15 protein-coding genes are annotated in these 14,888 nt (G+C 63.2%); 9 read left to right on the forward strand and 6 right to left on the reverse strand.

What is annotated here, in order from left to right; translation table 11 throughout:
• Nucleotides 1–3: 3 nt before the first annotated feature.
• Together smpB and BB934_RS22885 are read left to right on the forward strand one after the other, a co-directional pair.
• Nucleotides 4–477, forward strand: a complete 474-nt coding sequence (gene smpB / locus BB934_RS22880) for an SsrA-binding protein SmpB (protein WP_099511742.1) — start codon at nt 4–6, stop codon at nt 475–477.
• 123 nt (nt 478–600) lie between these two features.
• On the forward strand, nt 601–1,131 hold the full coding sequence (locus tag BB934_RS22885) for a glycine cleavage system transcriptional repressor (RefSeq protein WP_099511744.1): 531 nt from the start codon (nt 601–603) through the stop codon (nt 1,129–1,131).
• Nucleotides 1,132–1,196: 65 nt separating this feature from the next.
• On the opposite strand, the gene BB934_RS22890 is transcribed toward BB934_RS22885, so the two are convergent.
• Both BB934_RS22890 and pyrE read right to left on the reverse strand, forming a co-directional pair.
• Complete coding sequence (locus BB934_RS22890; protein ID WP_099511746.1) at nt 1,197–1,847, reverse strand: LabA-like NYN domain-containing protein; 651 nt, start codon at nt 1,845–1,847, stop codon at nt 1,197–1,199.
• Between the two features lie 241 nt (nt 1,848–2,088).
• On the reverse strand, nt 2,089–2,673 hold the full coding sequence (gene pyrE / locus BB934_RS22895) for an orotate phosphoribosyltransferase (protein ID WP_099511748.1): 585 nt from the start codon (nt 2,671–2,673) through the stop codon (nt 2,089–2,091).
• Between the two features lie 267 nt (nt 2,674–2,940).
• Here pyrE and BB934_RS22900 point away from each other — a divergent pair, with 267 nt between their 5' ends.
• Together BB934_RS22900 and BB934_RS22905 are read left to right on the forward strand one after the other, a co-directional pair.
• Complete coding sequence (locus BB934_RS22900; protein ID WP_237050059.1) at nt 2,941–4,209, forward strand: IS701 family transposase; 1,269 nt, start codon at nt 2,941–2,943, stop codon at nt 4,207–4,209.
• Between the two features lie 273 nt (nt 4,210–4,482).
• On the forward strand, nt 4,483–5,271 hold the full coding sequence (locus BB934_RS22905; RefSeq protein WP_099511750.1) for a LuxR C-terminal-related transcriptional regulator: 789 nt from the start codon (nt 4,483–4,485) through the stop codon (nt 5,269–5,271).
• A 22-nt stretch (nt 5,272–5,293) separates the two neighbouring features.
• On the opposite strand, the gene BB934_RS22910 is transcribed toward BB934_RS22905, so the two are convergent.
• The 4 genes from BB934_RS22910 to rpoZ form a co-directional block, all read right to left on the reverse strand.
• The gene (locus tag BB934_RS22910; RefSeq protein WP_099511752.1) at nt 5,294–5,992 is read right to left on the reverse strand and encodes an HAD family hydrolase; all 699 of its coding nucleotides are present in this window, start codon (nt 5,990–5,992) and stop codon (nt 5,294–5,296) included.
• A gap of 21 nt (nt 5,993–6,013) precedes the next feature.
• Nucleotides 6,014–6,715, reverse strand: a complete 702-nt coding sequence (locus tag BB934_RS22915; protein ID WP_099511754.1) for a gamma-glutamyl-gamma-aminobutyrate hydrolase family protein — start codon at nt 6,713–6,715, stop codon at nt 6,014–6,016.
• A gap of 7 nt (nt 6,716–6,722) precedes the next feature.
• Nucleotides 6,723–8,879, reverse strand: a complete 2,157-nt coding sequence (locus BB934_RS22920; protein WP_099511756.1) for a RelA/SpoT family protein — start codon at nt 8,877–8,879, stop codon at nt 6,723–6,725.
• A 184-nt stretch (nt 8,880–9,063) separates the two neighbouring features.
• The gene (gene rpoZ, locus BB934_RS22925; RefSeq protein ID WP_099511758.1) at nt 9,064–9,471 is read right to left on the reverse strand and encodes a DNA-directed RNA polymerase subunit omega; all 408 of its coding nucleotides are present in this window, start codon (nt 9,469–9,471) and stop codon (nt 9,064–9,066) included.
• Between the two features lie 404 nt (nt 9,472–9,875).
• Between rpoZ and fabD the strand changes: the two genes are divergently transcribed.
• From fabD to mltG, 5 genes are all read left to right on the forward strand, one after another.
• On the forward strand, nt 9,876–10,823 hold the full coding sequence (gene fabD / locus BB934_RS22930) for an ACP S-malonyltransferase (RefSeq protein ID WP_099511759.1): 948 nt from the start codon (nt 9,876–9,878) through the stop codon (nt 10,821–10,823).
• 12 nt (nt 10,824–10,835) lie between these two features.
• The gene (gene fabG / locus BB934_RS22935; RefSeq protein WP_099511761.1) at nt 10,836–11,573 is read left to right on the forward strand and encodes a 3-oxoacyl-[acyl-carrier-protein] reductase; all 738 of its coding nucleotides are present in this window, start codon (nt 10,836–10,838) and stop codon (nt 11,571–11,573) included.
• A 234-nt stretch (nt 11,574–11,807) separates the two neighbouring features.
• Complete coding sequence (locus BB934_RS22940; protein ID WP_009764365.1) at nt 11,808–12,044, forward strand: acyl carrier protein; 237 nt, start codon at nt 11,808–11,810, stop codon at nt 12,042–12,044.
• 67 nt (nt 12,045–12,111) lie between these two features.
• Nucleotides 12,112–13,374, forward strand: coding sequence for a beta-ketoacyl-ACP synthase II (fabF, locus tag BB934_RS22945; protein ID WP_099511762.1), 1,263 nt, complete (start codon nt 12,112–12,114; stop codon nt 13,372–13,374).
• A gap of 94 nt (nt 13,375–13,468) precedes the next feature.
• Nucleotides 13,469–14,812: an endolytic transglycosylase MltG gene (gene mltG, locus BB934_RS22950; protein ID WP_099511763.1), complete on the forward strand. Its 1,344-nt coding sequence runs from the start codon at nt 13,469–13,471 to the stop codon at nt 14,810–14,812.
• Nucleotides 14,813–14,888: the final 76 nt, after the last annotated feature.

Here is a 14,888-nt window from a genome sequence, read left to right on the forward strand (position 1 = left end):
CTCATGTCAAAAGATCCCAAGAGTGCCAACCGAGTCGTCGCCGACAACAGGAAGGCGCGGTTCAATTACGAGATCCTCGATACCTACGAAGCGGGGATCGCGCTGACCGGCACGGAAGTGAAATCCCTGCGCCAGGGCAAGGCGACCATCGGCGAGGCCTATGCCGGACCGTCGGGCGAGGAGTTCTTTCTCTTCAACGCCTACATCCCGGAATATCTCCAGGCGAACCGCTTCAACCATGAAACGAAGCGCCCGCGCCGTCTGCTGCTGCACAAGCGCCAGATCGACAAGCTGATCGGCGCAACGCAGCGCGAGGGTTTCACCGTGATCCCGCTCAAGATCTATTTCAACGATCGCGGGCGGGCGAAGGTGGAGCTCGGCCTCGGCCGAGGCAAGAAGCTGCACGACAAGCGCGAGACGGAGAAGGAGCGCTCCTGGAACCGGGAGAAGGCACGTCTCATGCGCGACAAGGGCTGACGCCGCGGCCTTGCGCGCTAAAGCATCGTTCGTTGCAGATCCAGAGAGCCACGTTAGTGAAAACCGGGTCCACTTTTCCGTACGATGCGCTAGATGCCTCTTTGTCGTGTACGGGAGGAAGTCATGGCGTCCGTTGCTCTGGTTTCGGTCTTGGGTCCCGATCGGGTCGGGCTCGTCGCTGCAATCGCTGAGCACCTGTTCGATGTCGGCGTGAACCTGAGAGATACAACCTTCGCCGCCCTCGGATCGGGCGCCGAATTCGTCGCCCTGTGCGAGCTTCCTCAGGACATGACGGCCGCCGCGATCGAGGAGGGTCTGAAGCGATTGCCGGAATTGGCCGGGGCGGAGATCCGCGCCGTGCCGTACGCGTTCGACCCGAGTCCCGGGCCTTCGGGCAAGATCACCCATCGCATCGCAATCAGCGGCGGCGATCAGCTCGGCCTGGTCGCCCGGCTCGCCGAGGTCTTCAAGCAATACGAGGCCAATATCGTGCGTCTCGAGGCCCGCAAGCTGCCTGACGCCGAGGGCGGTCTCTATGTCACGCGGTTCGCCGTTTCGATCCCGGCGGGTCAGGCAGAGCTCTGCCTTGCGACGGTCAGCAACACCGCCGGGTCGCTCAGCCTGGACTGCCGTGTCGAGGAGAGCTCGCTTTAGCGCATCGGCAAAAGGAATTGGCCGGGGCGAACCCGGCCATGACCATCCTTAGGAAATGCCGTACCTTAGACTTCGGAGTCGTCGTCCTGCGGCTGCCGGATGCCATAGCGGCTCTCGAGGGCGCCGTTGCGCGGCTGCTGCTGCGGGCGGTTGCGCTCGCCGTTCTCGTTGCCGGCACGCTGCGGGCGGTCCGACGGATCGCGTCCGATGCGGGAGGCGAGCTGCGACAGGTCGAGGAACTCGTCAGCCTGCCTGCGCAGTTCGTCCGCAACCATGGGCGGCTGGGTCGTGACCGTGGAGATCACGGAAACCCGCACGCCGCGGCGCTGCATCGCCTCGACCAGCGACCGAAAGTCGCCGTCGCCGGAGAACAGGACCATGTGGTCGATATAGGGGGACAACTCCAGGGCATCGATGGCGAGCTCGATATCCATGTTGCCCTTCACCTTGCGGCGGCCGGCGGAGTCGACGAATTCCTTGGTGGGCTTCGTCACCACGCGGTAGCCGTTGTAGTCGAGCCAGTCGATCAACGGGCGGATGGAAGAATATTCCTGATCTTCCACAAGCGCTGTGTAGTAAAAGGCGCGAACCAACGTGCCGCGGCTTTGGAACTCCTTCAGCAGGCGCTTGTAATCGATATCGAAGCCGAGAGTTTTGGTGGTAGCGTAGAGGTTGGCTCCATCAATGAAGAGCGCGATCCGCTGCTGGCCTGACATAAGTATTCTCTGTTGGATTCGGCTGAAGCGGCAAAACAACCTTCATTATTCAAGAGACATCTATTATTTACGCAGGCAATAAAATTGCGCGAGAAAATTACGACGTGCCCTGGATCAGGCGGTTATTAACCCTTCGGCCGATTAAAAACGACAATGCAAACTACTTAATGGCGTGGAAATTCCAAGAGTCAAGTTGTCAGAACCAAGGCAGTCAAGCCTCTGTGTAAAAAATAAACAGCTATTATGATTTGAGGCTGCGGCTGCCCGGCTTGGTGGCCGGAAGAGCTGCCAGTTCCACAGGAATTTGATCCGGTGCATAGGCGGGAATGTCGAGCTGGACCAAGGACACCAACGGCACGCCGAGATCCGCCTTGCCGCCCGAGCGGTCGATGAGGCAGGCCGCTCCGAGGATCGTCCCGGGATAGTCGCGCAGGGCTGCGAGGCATTCCCGAGAGGAAAGACCTGTCGTCACGATGTCTTCCACCATCACGACCCGTGCACCTTCCGGAATGGCGAAGCCGCGGCGCAGGGCGAAGGCTCCGTTCTCCCGCTCCACGAAAATGGCCTTGCAGCCGAGATGCCGGGCCGTTTCATAGCCCGGAACGATGCCGCCGACGGCCGGCGAGACCACGTAGTCGACGGGACCGAACGTCTCCCGGATCTTTTCGGCCAGTGCCCGGCAGACCCGCTCCGTACGCGCCGGGTCCTGGAACACGAACATCTTCTGCAGGAAGACGGGGCTGTGCAGACCGGAGGAGAGAATGAAGTGGCCCTCCAGCAGCGCGCCGGCGGAGCGGAATTCGTCGAGAACTTCATTCTGGTTCATGGCTCTATCTCCTGCTGAAGCGCTGTTTGGCAGGGGGAAAGTCGGGAGGCAAGGGTTATCCATGTGTCGTAGAGAAACTCTTCATGGGAAGGGCCGAGCGCCTCCGATGTGCGAATGCGCACTTGAATTATAGAATTACATTACACTTATAATCCCAGGGTTAAGCCGAGATGCCTTAGAGTAAGTAATCTGCATCTCAGCCTATCACTACAGTTGCACGCTGCACAGGCGCCCTAATTACCTCCTGATCTGATACAGGAGGCTGCCATGTCAGGCGTGGCCATCGAGCAGATGCTCGAACTCTGGTGTGTGGAGTTGCGTCAGGTCAAAGCTGATCTCAAACTCCAGTTTGCTCATCCCAGTGTCGCGGCCTCTGCGGCCGCCTTCCTCGACGGTCTGCTCGGGCCGGAGCGGCGCAAGACCGGCTGGATGCGGGCGGAAGCCGCCGGTGATCCGGGACCATGGCGCCAGCAGGCGGTGCTCGGGCGCAGCCACTGGGACGCGGATGCTTTGCGGGACATGGTGCGCGACTATGCGCTCGAGACGCTCGCCTCTCCCGGAGCGGTACTGGTGATCGATGAGACCGGCTTTCTCAAGCAGGGGCAGAACTCGTGCGGGGTGGGACGCCAGTACACTGGGTCAGCCGGCAAGATTGCCAGCTGCCAGATCGGCGTGTTTGCCGCTTACGCGTCGGACAAGGGCTGCGCCTTGATCGACCGCCAGCTCTATCTGCCCAAGGACTGGACGACGAAGCCCGAGCGCCTGGCCACGGCTCACGTGCCCGATGCGATCCGCTTCGTCACCAAGCCGCAGATCGCCGCCGCGATGATCGAGCGGGCCCTGGCGGCCGGCGTACCGTTTGAGTGGGTGGCCACCGACACCATCTATGGGGCCCTGGCCATGCAGCTGCGCCGAGCTGGCAAGGGTTACGTGCTGGGCGTTCAAGCCACAGACCGCTTCAATTCCTGGGACAAGAGCCCGCCGGTGGCCGGCACGGCCGCGACGATTGCACAGGGGCTTGCTCCCAAGACCTGGCAGCGTCTGTCGGCCGGGATCGGCACCAAGGGGCCGCGCCTGTATGATTGGGCCTATGTCGCGTTGGCCGATCTCGAGGCCGAGGAATTCAACGAGGCGCTGACCGGCCTGTGGACGCGCGGCCTGCTGATCCGGCGCAGCATCAGCGATCAGGATCTGGCGTTCTTCTCAACCTGGTGCCCGGCCGGCACACCGATGGAGACCCTGGTGCGGGTGGAGGGCCAGCGCTGGGCGATTGAGGATGCGTTCGAGACCGCGAAGACGGAGTTGGGGCTGACGCACAATGAGACGCGTTCGTGGCACGGTTGGCATCGGCATGTGTCGCTGGTGATGCTGGCGTTTGCCATGATGACGGTGGTGCGTGAGCACGCCAACCGCCTTACCTCACCCCAAAAACGAAACGACGAAGCCCGACTGCAGCGCTGGTATGCTGGTCTGTCCAGGAAATCCGCCGGGTCGCCACACGTCTCCAGCAGCGCCGGATCGAGCCGGCCTTCGTGATCGCCTGGTCCGCGTGGCGACGAGCGCATCAGGCCATGGCGCAAGCCTCACATCGCAAACGAAAGGTGCAACTGTAGTGCTATCTGTGGAGCCGCCGGTAGAGTACGGGCGCTGCTCCAGGATTTACTGGCGTAATAGTGCAGCAAAGGAGAGAGCTCTTTTGGGCTCTCGCCGGTGATCGTCTGCGCAAGTGATAAATGACCGATCCTGATGATTTCGGGCGTGAAGACATCTTCAGCAGAGGGATCGTTGTAAGTTTGGAGGAAGCATAAAATGATGCACGGTAGTAACTCATTGGCGATCCCCTCGGATCGGCTCTCAGCTGAGGCGGTCATCCATCCCGCCTTCGTCGAACTGGCGCATTCGAAGGAGGCGCTTCCCCAGGATCGCGGCAAGATGCCATCCGTCGTAACATTCCTGATCGAGACCAATGCGCTCTTGCGCGAAGGCTTGGGACGGATCCTCTCCGAGACGGCCTATAGCCCCGCCGCCTTGGCGTCATCACTTCATGAAATCGGACCGGTCCGGACTCGTGAGGGTTGCACGACGATCGTCATCATGGATGCCGCACATGACCACGACGAGAGCTGTCGTCAGGCCAGGATGCTGAAGGATGAAGATCCCACGGCCCGGATCGTCATGCTGTTCGAGCAGTATGATTTCCGCCAGGTTCTCAATGCCTTCCATGCCGGTGCCAATGCCTATTTGATGAAGTCGGTTTCCTGTGAGGTTCTTCTGAAAACGCTGGATCTGGTCCTGCTCGGAGAAACGATCTTTCCCGCCAAGGCTCTCTGCTCCGTCCGCGACAAGGGGCCATCCTTCGGGATAGAGAATGTCGGGGTTCTGTCTTCCCGCGAACTCGCCATCGTCCGCTGTCTCGTCGATGGCGATCCGAACAAGGTCATCGCACGCAAGCTCAACATCGCAGAGGCAACCGTAAAGGTCCACGTCAAGGCGATTCTGCGCAAGATTCAGGTGAAGAACCGGACCCAGGCCGCCGTATGGGGCACGAGCCGTCTGCTCGACGACATTCAGGCTCCGGAAATGAAAGCGGCCGGCTGAAACTATCAGGGATTTTGGAGCGTCAGCGGGCCGCTGCCGCCAACCATCGCGACAGATCTCCCAGTGATGGCAATTCGGCGAAGCGGGGATGGGCGGTCGGGCGCGGGGCGTCCTCGTGGGCCCAGACAAGATGATAGGGGATGAGGGCGGCATAGCTGCCCGCTTCGAGCGCCGGCAGAACGTCCGAGCGCACGGAGTTGCCGGCCATGGCGGCGTGTTCGGGGCCGGCACCGTGGCGCGAGAAGATGCGGACATAGGTGTCAGCCTTCTTCTCGCTGACGATCTCTACGCCCGAGAAAAAATTGCCGAGGCCCGATGCGGCAAGCTTCGCTTCCTGGTGGAAGAGATCGCCCTTGGTGATCAGGACCAGCTTGTATTGCGCCGCGAGGTCTTCGAGGGCGTCGTGAACGCCGGGAAGCGGCTCTACCGGATGCCGCATCATCTCGCGGCCTGCCGAAAGAATCTCCGTGAGGGCTTTGGGGGAGACTTGGCCCCCGCTGACCGCAAGCGCCGTCTCCAGCATGCAGAGGGTGAAGCCTTTCGCGCCGTAGCCGTAGAGGCCGAGATTGCGCTTCTCCGTTGCCTCGATCTCCGCTTCGAGCGTCTCGGCATCGACGAAGTCGGCGAGCAGCTCGTTGAAGCGCTGCCGCGTCATCTGATAGAAGGTTTCGTTGTGCCAGAGCGTATCGTCGGCATCGAGACCTAGAACGGTGATAGGCATCTGGAATCCTTCGCGACCTTCTCAGTGATTGCGTTGCGTCGCTTGCACGAAGGCGCCGAACAGCCTGTTGCAGGGATGGTCCTGCATTGCGAAGGACTCAGGGTGCCACTGAACGCCAATGGCGAAGCGCCGGCCCGGAATCTCGATGGCTTCGATCACGCCGTCGCCAGCCCTGGCAGACGTGACAGCGTGATCGGAAATCTCGACAACCGCCTCCTGGTGACGGCTGTTCACGTCGAGCCGCGTCGTGCCCAGGATGCGAGAAAGCATCGTGCCAGGAACGATGTCGACGGGGTGCATGGCGCTCCGGCTGTCATGGTCGAGGATATGTGGGCCGACTTTTCGCACCTCGTGCACCATGCGGCCGCCATGAAGGCAGGCGAGCATCTGCATGCCGTTGCAGATCCCGAGCACCGGCTTGTCACGATCGAGGAAGTCTTGCATGAGCGCCAGCTCGACCTTGAGCCGCTCCGAGGACGGATACAGCGATCCGTCACCGGGAACGTACCATTCATGAGGAAACTGGATGCGTCCGCCGACGCTGACGAATCCATCGAATTCCGCGACGACGCCATCGACCATCTCCGCGAAATAGGGAATGCCGAATGGCAGGCCACCGGCACGCTGAATGCCGATGAAATAGTTCTTCGTCATATCGTAGCGTGTACCGTCGACGCTGGTGTTCTCGTCCATGATGACGGCGATGCGGGGCTTAGCTGACATTGGAATCCTAACCGGTGATGCGATCGACGCGGCTCACCACGCGCTTGGCGCGCAATTCCGCAATGATGGCGTTGAGATGCTTCAGGTCCCACACCGTCAGGTCGATGGTCATGTCGGTGAAGTCCTGCGTGCGCCGTTTCATGGACACGTTGTCGATATTGCCGTCGTGATCGGCGATCACCTGCGTGATCTGCGCGAGCGATCCGGGCTCGTTGATCGACTGCAGCTTGATGCGCGCCGGGAAACGTTGCGCCGAGCCGGATTCGAGATCCCAGCGCACGTCGATCCAGCGATCCGGCTCGTTGTCGAAGGCGGCGAGCGACGGCGATTGGATCGGGTAGATCGTCACGCCTTCGCCCGGCGTCAGGATGCCGACGATACGGTCGCCGGGCACGGCTCCGCCTTCGGGCGCGAAGCGGATCGGCATGTCCGTGTTGAGCCCGCGGATCGGGATACCGGCCGGCTGCTCGCCTGCACCATCCGGTTGTCCGGCGCCCTTGCCGTCGGCGCTGCCGCGCCGCTCGTCCAGGTAGTCGGGATAGACGGCCCGCACCACGTCGCCGGAGAACATTTCGCCGCGGCCGACCGCCGCCAGAACGTCCTCCACGGAAACGCGCGCAAGGCGGGGCAGAGCTCCTTTGAGCTTCTCGTCCGAGAAGGGGCGGGCGGCGCGCTCGAAGGCGCGCTCCAGGATCTGGTGGCCGAGGCCCGTGTATTGCCGGCGCACGGCGGCGCGGGTGGCGCGGCGGATCGAGGCGCGCGCCTTGCCGGTCACCACGAGGGATTCCCAGGCCGCCGGAGGCGTCTGGCCCTCGGCGCGGACGATCTCCACCTCGTCGCCGTTCTGCAGTTCCGTCAGGAGTGGCGACATGCGGCCGTTGATCTTGCAGCCCACCGCCGTGTTGCCGACATCGGTGTGAACCGCATAGGCGAAGTCGATGGGCGTCGCGCCGCGGGGAAGCGCGATGAGACGGCCCTTCGGCGTGAAGCAGAAGACCTGATCGTGGAAGAGCTCGAGCTTCGTATGCTCCAGGAACTCTTCCGGATTGTCGCCCTCGGCGAGAAGGTCGATGGTCCGTCGCAGCCATTGATAGGCGCGGCTTTCCTTGGCGAGGTGCGAGTTGTCGTTCACGCCCTCCTTGTAGAGGGCGTGCGCCGCGATGCCGTATTCCGCCACTTCGTCCATGTCCACGGTGCGAATCTGCAGCTCGACACGCTGGCTGCCGGGACCGATCACGGTGGTGTGGATCGAGCGGTAGTCGTTCTGCTTCGGCGTCGAGATGTAGTCTTTGTAGCGTCCGGGCACCATCGGCCAGCTGGTATGGACGACGCCGAGCGCGCGGTAGCACTCGTCGATGGTCCCGACGATGATGCGGAACGCGAAGATGTCGGACAATTGCTCGAAGGCGACGGATTTGCGTTCCATCTTGCGCCAGATGGAATAGGGGCGCTTCTGCCGGCCCGACACCTCCGCCTCGATGCCCTGCGCCCGCAGCTTGGTGGTCAGGTTCTTCTCGATCTCATCTACGAGCTTCTCGTTTTTCGTGGAAAGCTCGTGCAGGTGACGCTTGATGGCCTCGTAGGCCTCCGGGTCGAGGTTCTGGAACGACAGCTCCTCCAGCTCCTCGCGCATCTCCTGGATGCCCATGCGGCCGGCGAGCGGCGCGTAGATGTCGAGGGTCTCCTCGGCGATGCGCCTGCGCTTGTCCGACGGCATGAATTGCAGGGTGCGCATATTGTGCAGGCGGTCGGCGAGCTTGACCAGCAGCACCCGCACATCGTCGGCAATGGCGAGCAGCAGCTTGCGGAAATTCTCGCCCTGGGCCGCGCGCTTCGACACCAGGTCGAGCCGTTTGATCTTGGTCAGGCCGTCTACGAGGGCGCCGATCTGGGGCCCGAAGGTCTTGTTGATCTCCTCCAGGGTCGCCTGGGTATCCTCCACCGTATCGTGGAGCACCGCCGCGGCAATGGTCGCGTCGTCGAGCTTGAGGTCCGTGAGGATGGCCGCGACTTCCAGGGGATGGCCGAAGAACAGGTCGCCGGAGGCACGCTTCTGGTTGCCATGAGCCATCATGGCATACACGTACGCCCGGTTCAGAAGCGCCTCGTTGGCCGAGGGGTTGTAGCGCTTGACCCTCTCGACGAGTTCATATTGGCGCATCATGCGGCCGCAATCTCCCTTGGCCCGGTCTATCTGGCTGAAGTCACGAAGCTTTTAAAGATATTGTACAACGTCTTCCGACCGCAAGCCGAATACCTCGCGCATGGCACCCATGCGGGGCCTTGGTTAAGCGGGCCAACAAAAAAGCCCGGCTCTTCAGCCGGGCTTTCGGGGATCCTGTCGAGGCTTACTCGCGGTCGTCGTCGTCCGCGCTGCTGCTCGGGGGCACGAGGCCCTCCAGGCCGCGGAGCAGGTCGTCCTCGCTCATGCGGTCGAACTGGACGTCCGCGTCGTTGTCGCTGCCGGTCGTGGGTGCAGCGGCCGTGTTGCTGAGCATCGGAACGGCTTCGGCCTCCGGCTCGTCAACCTCGACATATTTCTGCATCGAGTGGATGAGCTGCTCCTTCAGGTCGTCGGGAGCGATGGTCTCGTCGGCGATTTCGCGCAGGGCCACGACGGGGTTCTTGTCGCGGTCGCGATCGATCGTGAGCGGCGAGCCCGACGAAATGAGGCGGGCCCGGTGGCTGGCCAGCAGCACGAGCTCGAACCGGTTGTCGACCTTGTCGATGCAGTCTTCGACGGTCACGCGAGCCATGCGGGGCTCCTTCTTCAGTCGTTGGGAATATCGGAAGAGGGAGCGGATACACCGATTGCCTCAAGAAAACAAGAGGAAGCGTCCCTGTGCCGAGGTTTGCTGGAAGGTGCGTCCGCACACGCCTGGGGCCGCAGAGGCTAGGTAGTCTGTCCTAGGGTCAAGCCTTGGGGGATTGGTCTTGCGAGCCTTAAGCGTCACGTTGCTGGTTCTTGCGCGCCTTGCCGGCCGGGTGCTCCGCCGGATCACGCTGCGGCAGCCTGTGGTCGACCGGAGCATGCTCAGAGGCTGGCGCCGCCTCATCTGATGAACAGGTTCGGTGCGGAGCAATGCGCTCTTCGCCTTGACTCCTCGCCCTGCCGGTGCGAGTCCCGCGCGAATTCGATAAATCGAGGGAACCGTTCCTGATGAAGCGTGCATTCATTTTCCCGGGCCAGGGAAGCCAGTCGGTCGGAATGGGCAAGGCCCTTGCCGATGCCTTTCCGCAGGCCAAGGCCGTGTTCGACGAGGTGGATGAGGCTCTCTCCCAGAAGCTCTCCGCCCTCATGTGGGAAGGGCCTGCCGAGGAGCTGACCTTGACGGCCAACGCCCAGCCCGCCCTGATGGCGGTGAGCCTGGCCGCGATCCGGGTGCTGGAGGCCGAGGCCGGTCTCGATCTCAGGAAGCACGCCGCCTTCGTCGCCGGTCACTCGCTCGGCGAATATTCGGCGCTTGCGGCCGCCGGCAGCCTGTCGATCTCCGATACGGCGCGGCTTCTCCGGATCCGCGGCAATGCCATGCAGAATGCCGTTCCGGTGGGGCAGGCCGCCATGGCCGCGCTTCTCGGTCTCGAATACGACGTGGCCCTCGAAGTCGCCCGCGAGGCGGCTCAAGGCGAGGTCTGCGATGCGGCCAACGACAATGGCGGCGCCCAGGTCGTGGTCTCGGGCCACAAATCGGCCGTCGAGCGGGCGGTCGCCATCGCCCAGACCAAGGGCGCCAAACGCGCCGTGATGCTGGCCGTATCCGCCCCCTTCCATTGCGCACTCATGCAGCCGGCGGCGGATGCCATGCGCGAGGCTCTCGCGGGCGTGACCGTGAACAGCCCCGCCGTGCCGGTCGTTGCCAACGTGGAGGCTGCTCCCATCACCGATCCGGCGGCGATCCGCGACGCCCTGGTCCGGCAGGTGACCGGCACCGTGCGCTGGCGCGAGAGCGTGGCCGCTATGGCGGCCCAAGGCGTCGATTCATTTTATGAGGTCGGCTCGGGCAAGGTGCTGACCGGCCTCGTGAAACGCATCGCCGCCGGGGCCTCGGCCGTGGCCATTGGAACGCCCGAGGATGTGGCTGCCATCAAGGCATCCCTGAACGTTTAAAAGGAGCCCAGCATGTTCGATCTCTCCGGCCGCAAGGCTCTCGTCACCGGCGCCACCGGCGGCATCGGCGGCGCCATTGCCCGCGCTCTCCACGCCCAGGGTGCGACCGTCACCCTCTCCGGAACCCGCCGCGCGGCTCTCGACGAGCTTGCCTCCTCCCTCGGGGAGCGGGTCCATGTAGTCGAGGCGAACCTGTCCGACAAGGACTCGGTCGAGGCCCTGGTGCCGGCGGCCGAAGCGGCCATGGCGGGCCTGGACATCCTCGTCAACAATGCCGGCGTGACCAAGGACAACCTGTTCATACGCATGAAGGACGAGGAATGGGAAACGGTGATCGCCGTCAACCTCACCGCCTCGTTCCGCCTGTCCCGGGCTGCCGTGAAGGGCATGATGCGCCGCCGCTACGGTCGTATCGTAAATATCGGTTCCGTCGTGGGCTCCACCGGCAACCCCGGGCAAGGCAATTACGCAGCGTCCAAGGCGGGCCTGATCGGCATGACCAAGGCGCTTGCGGCCGAGGTTGCAAGCCGCAACATCACGGTGAACTGCGTCGCTCCGGGCTTCATCGAGTCGCCCATGACCGATGTGCTAAACGAGAAGCAGCGCGAGGGAATTTTGGGTACGATCCCCATGGGGCGGCTCGGCCAGGGCGACGAAATCGCCTCCTCGGTGGTTTATCTCGCCTCCACCGAAGCTGCCTACGTGACGGGCCAGACTCTGCACGTTAATGGCGGAATGGCTATGTTCTAAAGGAACTTATCGCTGTTTCCGGAATCTGTTTGCAGGTACCGTTCTCCCCTCGCCAGAGAGGATAAGCTTGTGTTAAGCATGATCCCGATCAGGTCAAAGGGGTTGACCGGCGCTCAAAAATGCGGCTTTGCACGGCGCAGGATGGCCGTTTCAGCGTTGTCAGCTGAACAGCTGATCTAAATTGATTTCTTAATCCGCCCAATTCCTGAGGCGGCAGCCACTGAGGAAAGAACGATGAGTGACGTCGCTGATCGCGTGAAGAAGATTGTTGTCGAGCACCTCGGCGTCGAAGCCGACAAGGTGACCGACAATGCCAACTTCATCGACGACCTGGGCGCCGACAGCCTGGATACGGTCGAGCTGGTAATGGCGTTCGAGGAGGAGTTCAACGTCGAGATCCCGGACGACGCGGCTGAGACCATCGTCACGGTCGGCGACGCCATCCGCTTCCTCGAGAAGAACGCAGCCTAAAGGGCTAACGGGCGTCGGGTGACTCATCCGACGCCCGAATTTTATCAATCGATAGGGCAGGAAATTCATGCGCCGGGTAGTTGTCACAGGTCTTGGCATGGTCACTCCGCTGGGCAGCGGGGTCGATGCCACATGGTCCCGCCTTATCGAAGGTCAGAGCGGCGCAGACAGGATCAGCGGTTTCCAGATCGACGATCTCGCCTGCCAGATCGCCTGCCAGATCCCACGCGGCGACGGCTCCAACGGCACCTTCAACGCCGACGAATGGATGGAGCCCAAGGAGCAGCGCAAGGTCGATCCCTTCATCGTCTATGCCATGGCCGCCTCCACGATGGCGCTGCGCGACTCCGGCTGGGAGCCGAAATCCTACGAGGACCAATGCGCGACCGGCGTGCTGATCGGCTCGGGCATCGGCGGCATCGGCGGCATCTACGAGGCCTCGGCCACCCTGATCGAGCGCGGCCCGCGCCGCATCTCGCCCTTCTTCATCCCCGGCCGCCTCATCAACCTGGCCGGCGGTTATGTCTCCATCGAGCATGGCCTCAAGGGCCCGAACCACGCAGTGGTGACCGCCTGCTCCACCGGCTCCCATGCCATCGGCGATGCCGCGCGGCTCATCGCGCTCGGCGATGCGGAGGTGATGGTGGCCGGCGGCACGGAATCGCCTATCAATCGCCTGTCCATCGCGGGCTTCGCTGCCTGCCGGGCTCTGTCGACGAACTTCAATGACGATCCGACCCGGGCTTCGCGCCCCTACGACAAGGATCGCGACGGCTTCGTCATGGGCGAGGGTGCCGGCGTGGTGGTGCTGGAGGAATACGAGCACGCCAAGGCTCGCGGCGCCAAGATCTATGCCGAGGTCATCGGCTACGGCCTGTCGGGCGACGCCTACCACATCACGTCGCCTTCCGAGGACGGCGACGGAGCCTATCGCTGCATGGCAGCAGCCCTCAAGCGTGCGAATATCGACGTTTCCGAGATCGACTACGTCAACGCCCATGGCACTTCGACCCCGCTCGGCGACGAGCTGGAGCTGAAGGCGGTCGAGCGCATCATGGGCAATGCCGCCGGCAAGCTGTCTATGTCCTCGACCAAGTCGGCCATCGGCCACCTGCTTGGCGCTGCCGGCGCCGTCGAGGCGATCTTCTCGATCCTCGCCATGCGTGACGGCATCATTCCGCCGACCATCAACCTCGACAACCCGTCGGTGGAGACGGCCATTGATCTCGTGCCCAAGCAGGCCAAGCGCAAGGACGTCAACGTAGCCCTGTCGAACTCCTTCGGCTTCGGCGGCACTAACGCTTCCCTCATTCTTCGTCGCGTATCGTAGGATCGGCGGAAGCCCTTACGGCTTTTCGCCATAATCCCTGCTAGGGTGTCGGCGGACCGGCAGGACCGTCGGGTGAGACCAGAAAAGCGGCGCGATGTTCGGACGAAAGAAAAAGATTCTCCTCCCTTCCGCAGACGATTCCGATCACGGATCGGTGCAACCCCGTCTGGCGCCCCGGTCCCCGAGCGAAGCCATCAAACCCGCGATGGCTCCCCCGCCGCCGCCTAAGCTGCGCCGCCGCCGCAGGGGCATGCTCTCGCTGTTCAGCGGCCTGCTGACCCTGTTCGTCGCCCTGGCCATCGCCGGCATCTTCGGCTTCTCTATGCTGCAGCAGGAAGTGACCGCCAAGGGACCCCTGCAAAGCGACAAGGTCGTGGTCATTCCCCGCAACACGGGCACCGGCGAGATCGCCCAGATCCTCAAGCAAGAGGGCGTCGTCGAGCAGCCGTTCCTGTTCCAGGCCTATGCCTATATGAACCGGCAGCGCGGGCAGCTGAAGGCCGGCGAATTCCAGTTCAAGGCCGGAACCAGCGTCGAGGACGCCATCGACACCCTCATCCAGGGCAAGGCCATCCTGCATGCGGTCACGGTCCCGGAAGGGCTGACCAGCGAGCAGATCATCGCCCGTCTTTACGAACATGAGATCCTGACCGGCGACGTGACCGAGACGCCGCGGGAGGGATCGCTGCTGCCCGATACCTACAAGTTCGAGCGCGGCACCACGCGCCAGCAGATCGTCGGCACCATGCAGACCGCCCAGCGGCAGGCGATCGAGCAGATCTGGCAGCGCCGCTCCAGCGACCTGCCGATCAAGTCGCCGCAGGAACTCATCATCCTCGCCTCCATCGTGGAGAAGGAGACCGGCCGGGCCGACGAGCGCACCCGTGTCGCTGGCGTCTTCATCAACCGCCTCATGAAGCGCATGAAGCTCCAGTCGGACCCGACCATCGTCTACGGGCTCGTCGGCGGCAAGGGCACCCTCGGCCGGGGCATCCTGCGCAGCGAGATCGAGGCGGCGACGCCCTACAACACCTATGTGGTCGAAGGCCTGCCTCCGGGTCCGATCGCCAATCCCGGCCGGGCCGCGCTCGAGGCCGTGGCCAATCCGTCGCGGACCAAGGATCTCTACTTCGTCGCCGACGGTTCCGGCGGCCACGCCTTCGCCGAGAGCTACGACCAGCATCAGCGCAACGTGACCCGGTGGCGGCAGATCGAGAAAAGCCGTCCGGCACCCGGGGCCGACGAGGTCGACCGGGTCGTGCCCGATGGCGCTTCCACGACCACGACCACGGCGCCAGCCGGTGCGGCGAATGCGCTGCCGGCCGGACGCCTCGGGCGCGGCTTCGACGCCAGCGAAGGCACCAACAAGGATCCGCTCAAGAACAAGACCTTCGACCTGAGCAATCCCAAGAACGTTCCATCCCTGCGTCAGCCCTGACATTTCGGCTGAGGCAAGGGGTGTGAACGCGGCTTTCCGGCCGATGTCCCCGCAATCGACTCTTGCATCGGCGCGC

Source organism: Microvirga ossetica (assembly GCF_002741015.1).
Taxonomy (GTDB): domain Bacteria; phylum Pseudomonadota; class Alphaproteobacteria; order Rhizobiales; family Beijerinckiaceae; genus Microvirga; species Microvirga ossetica.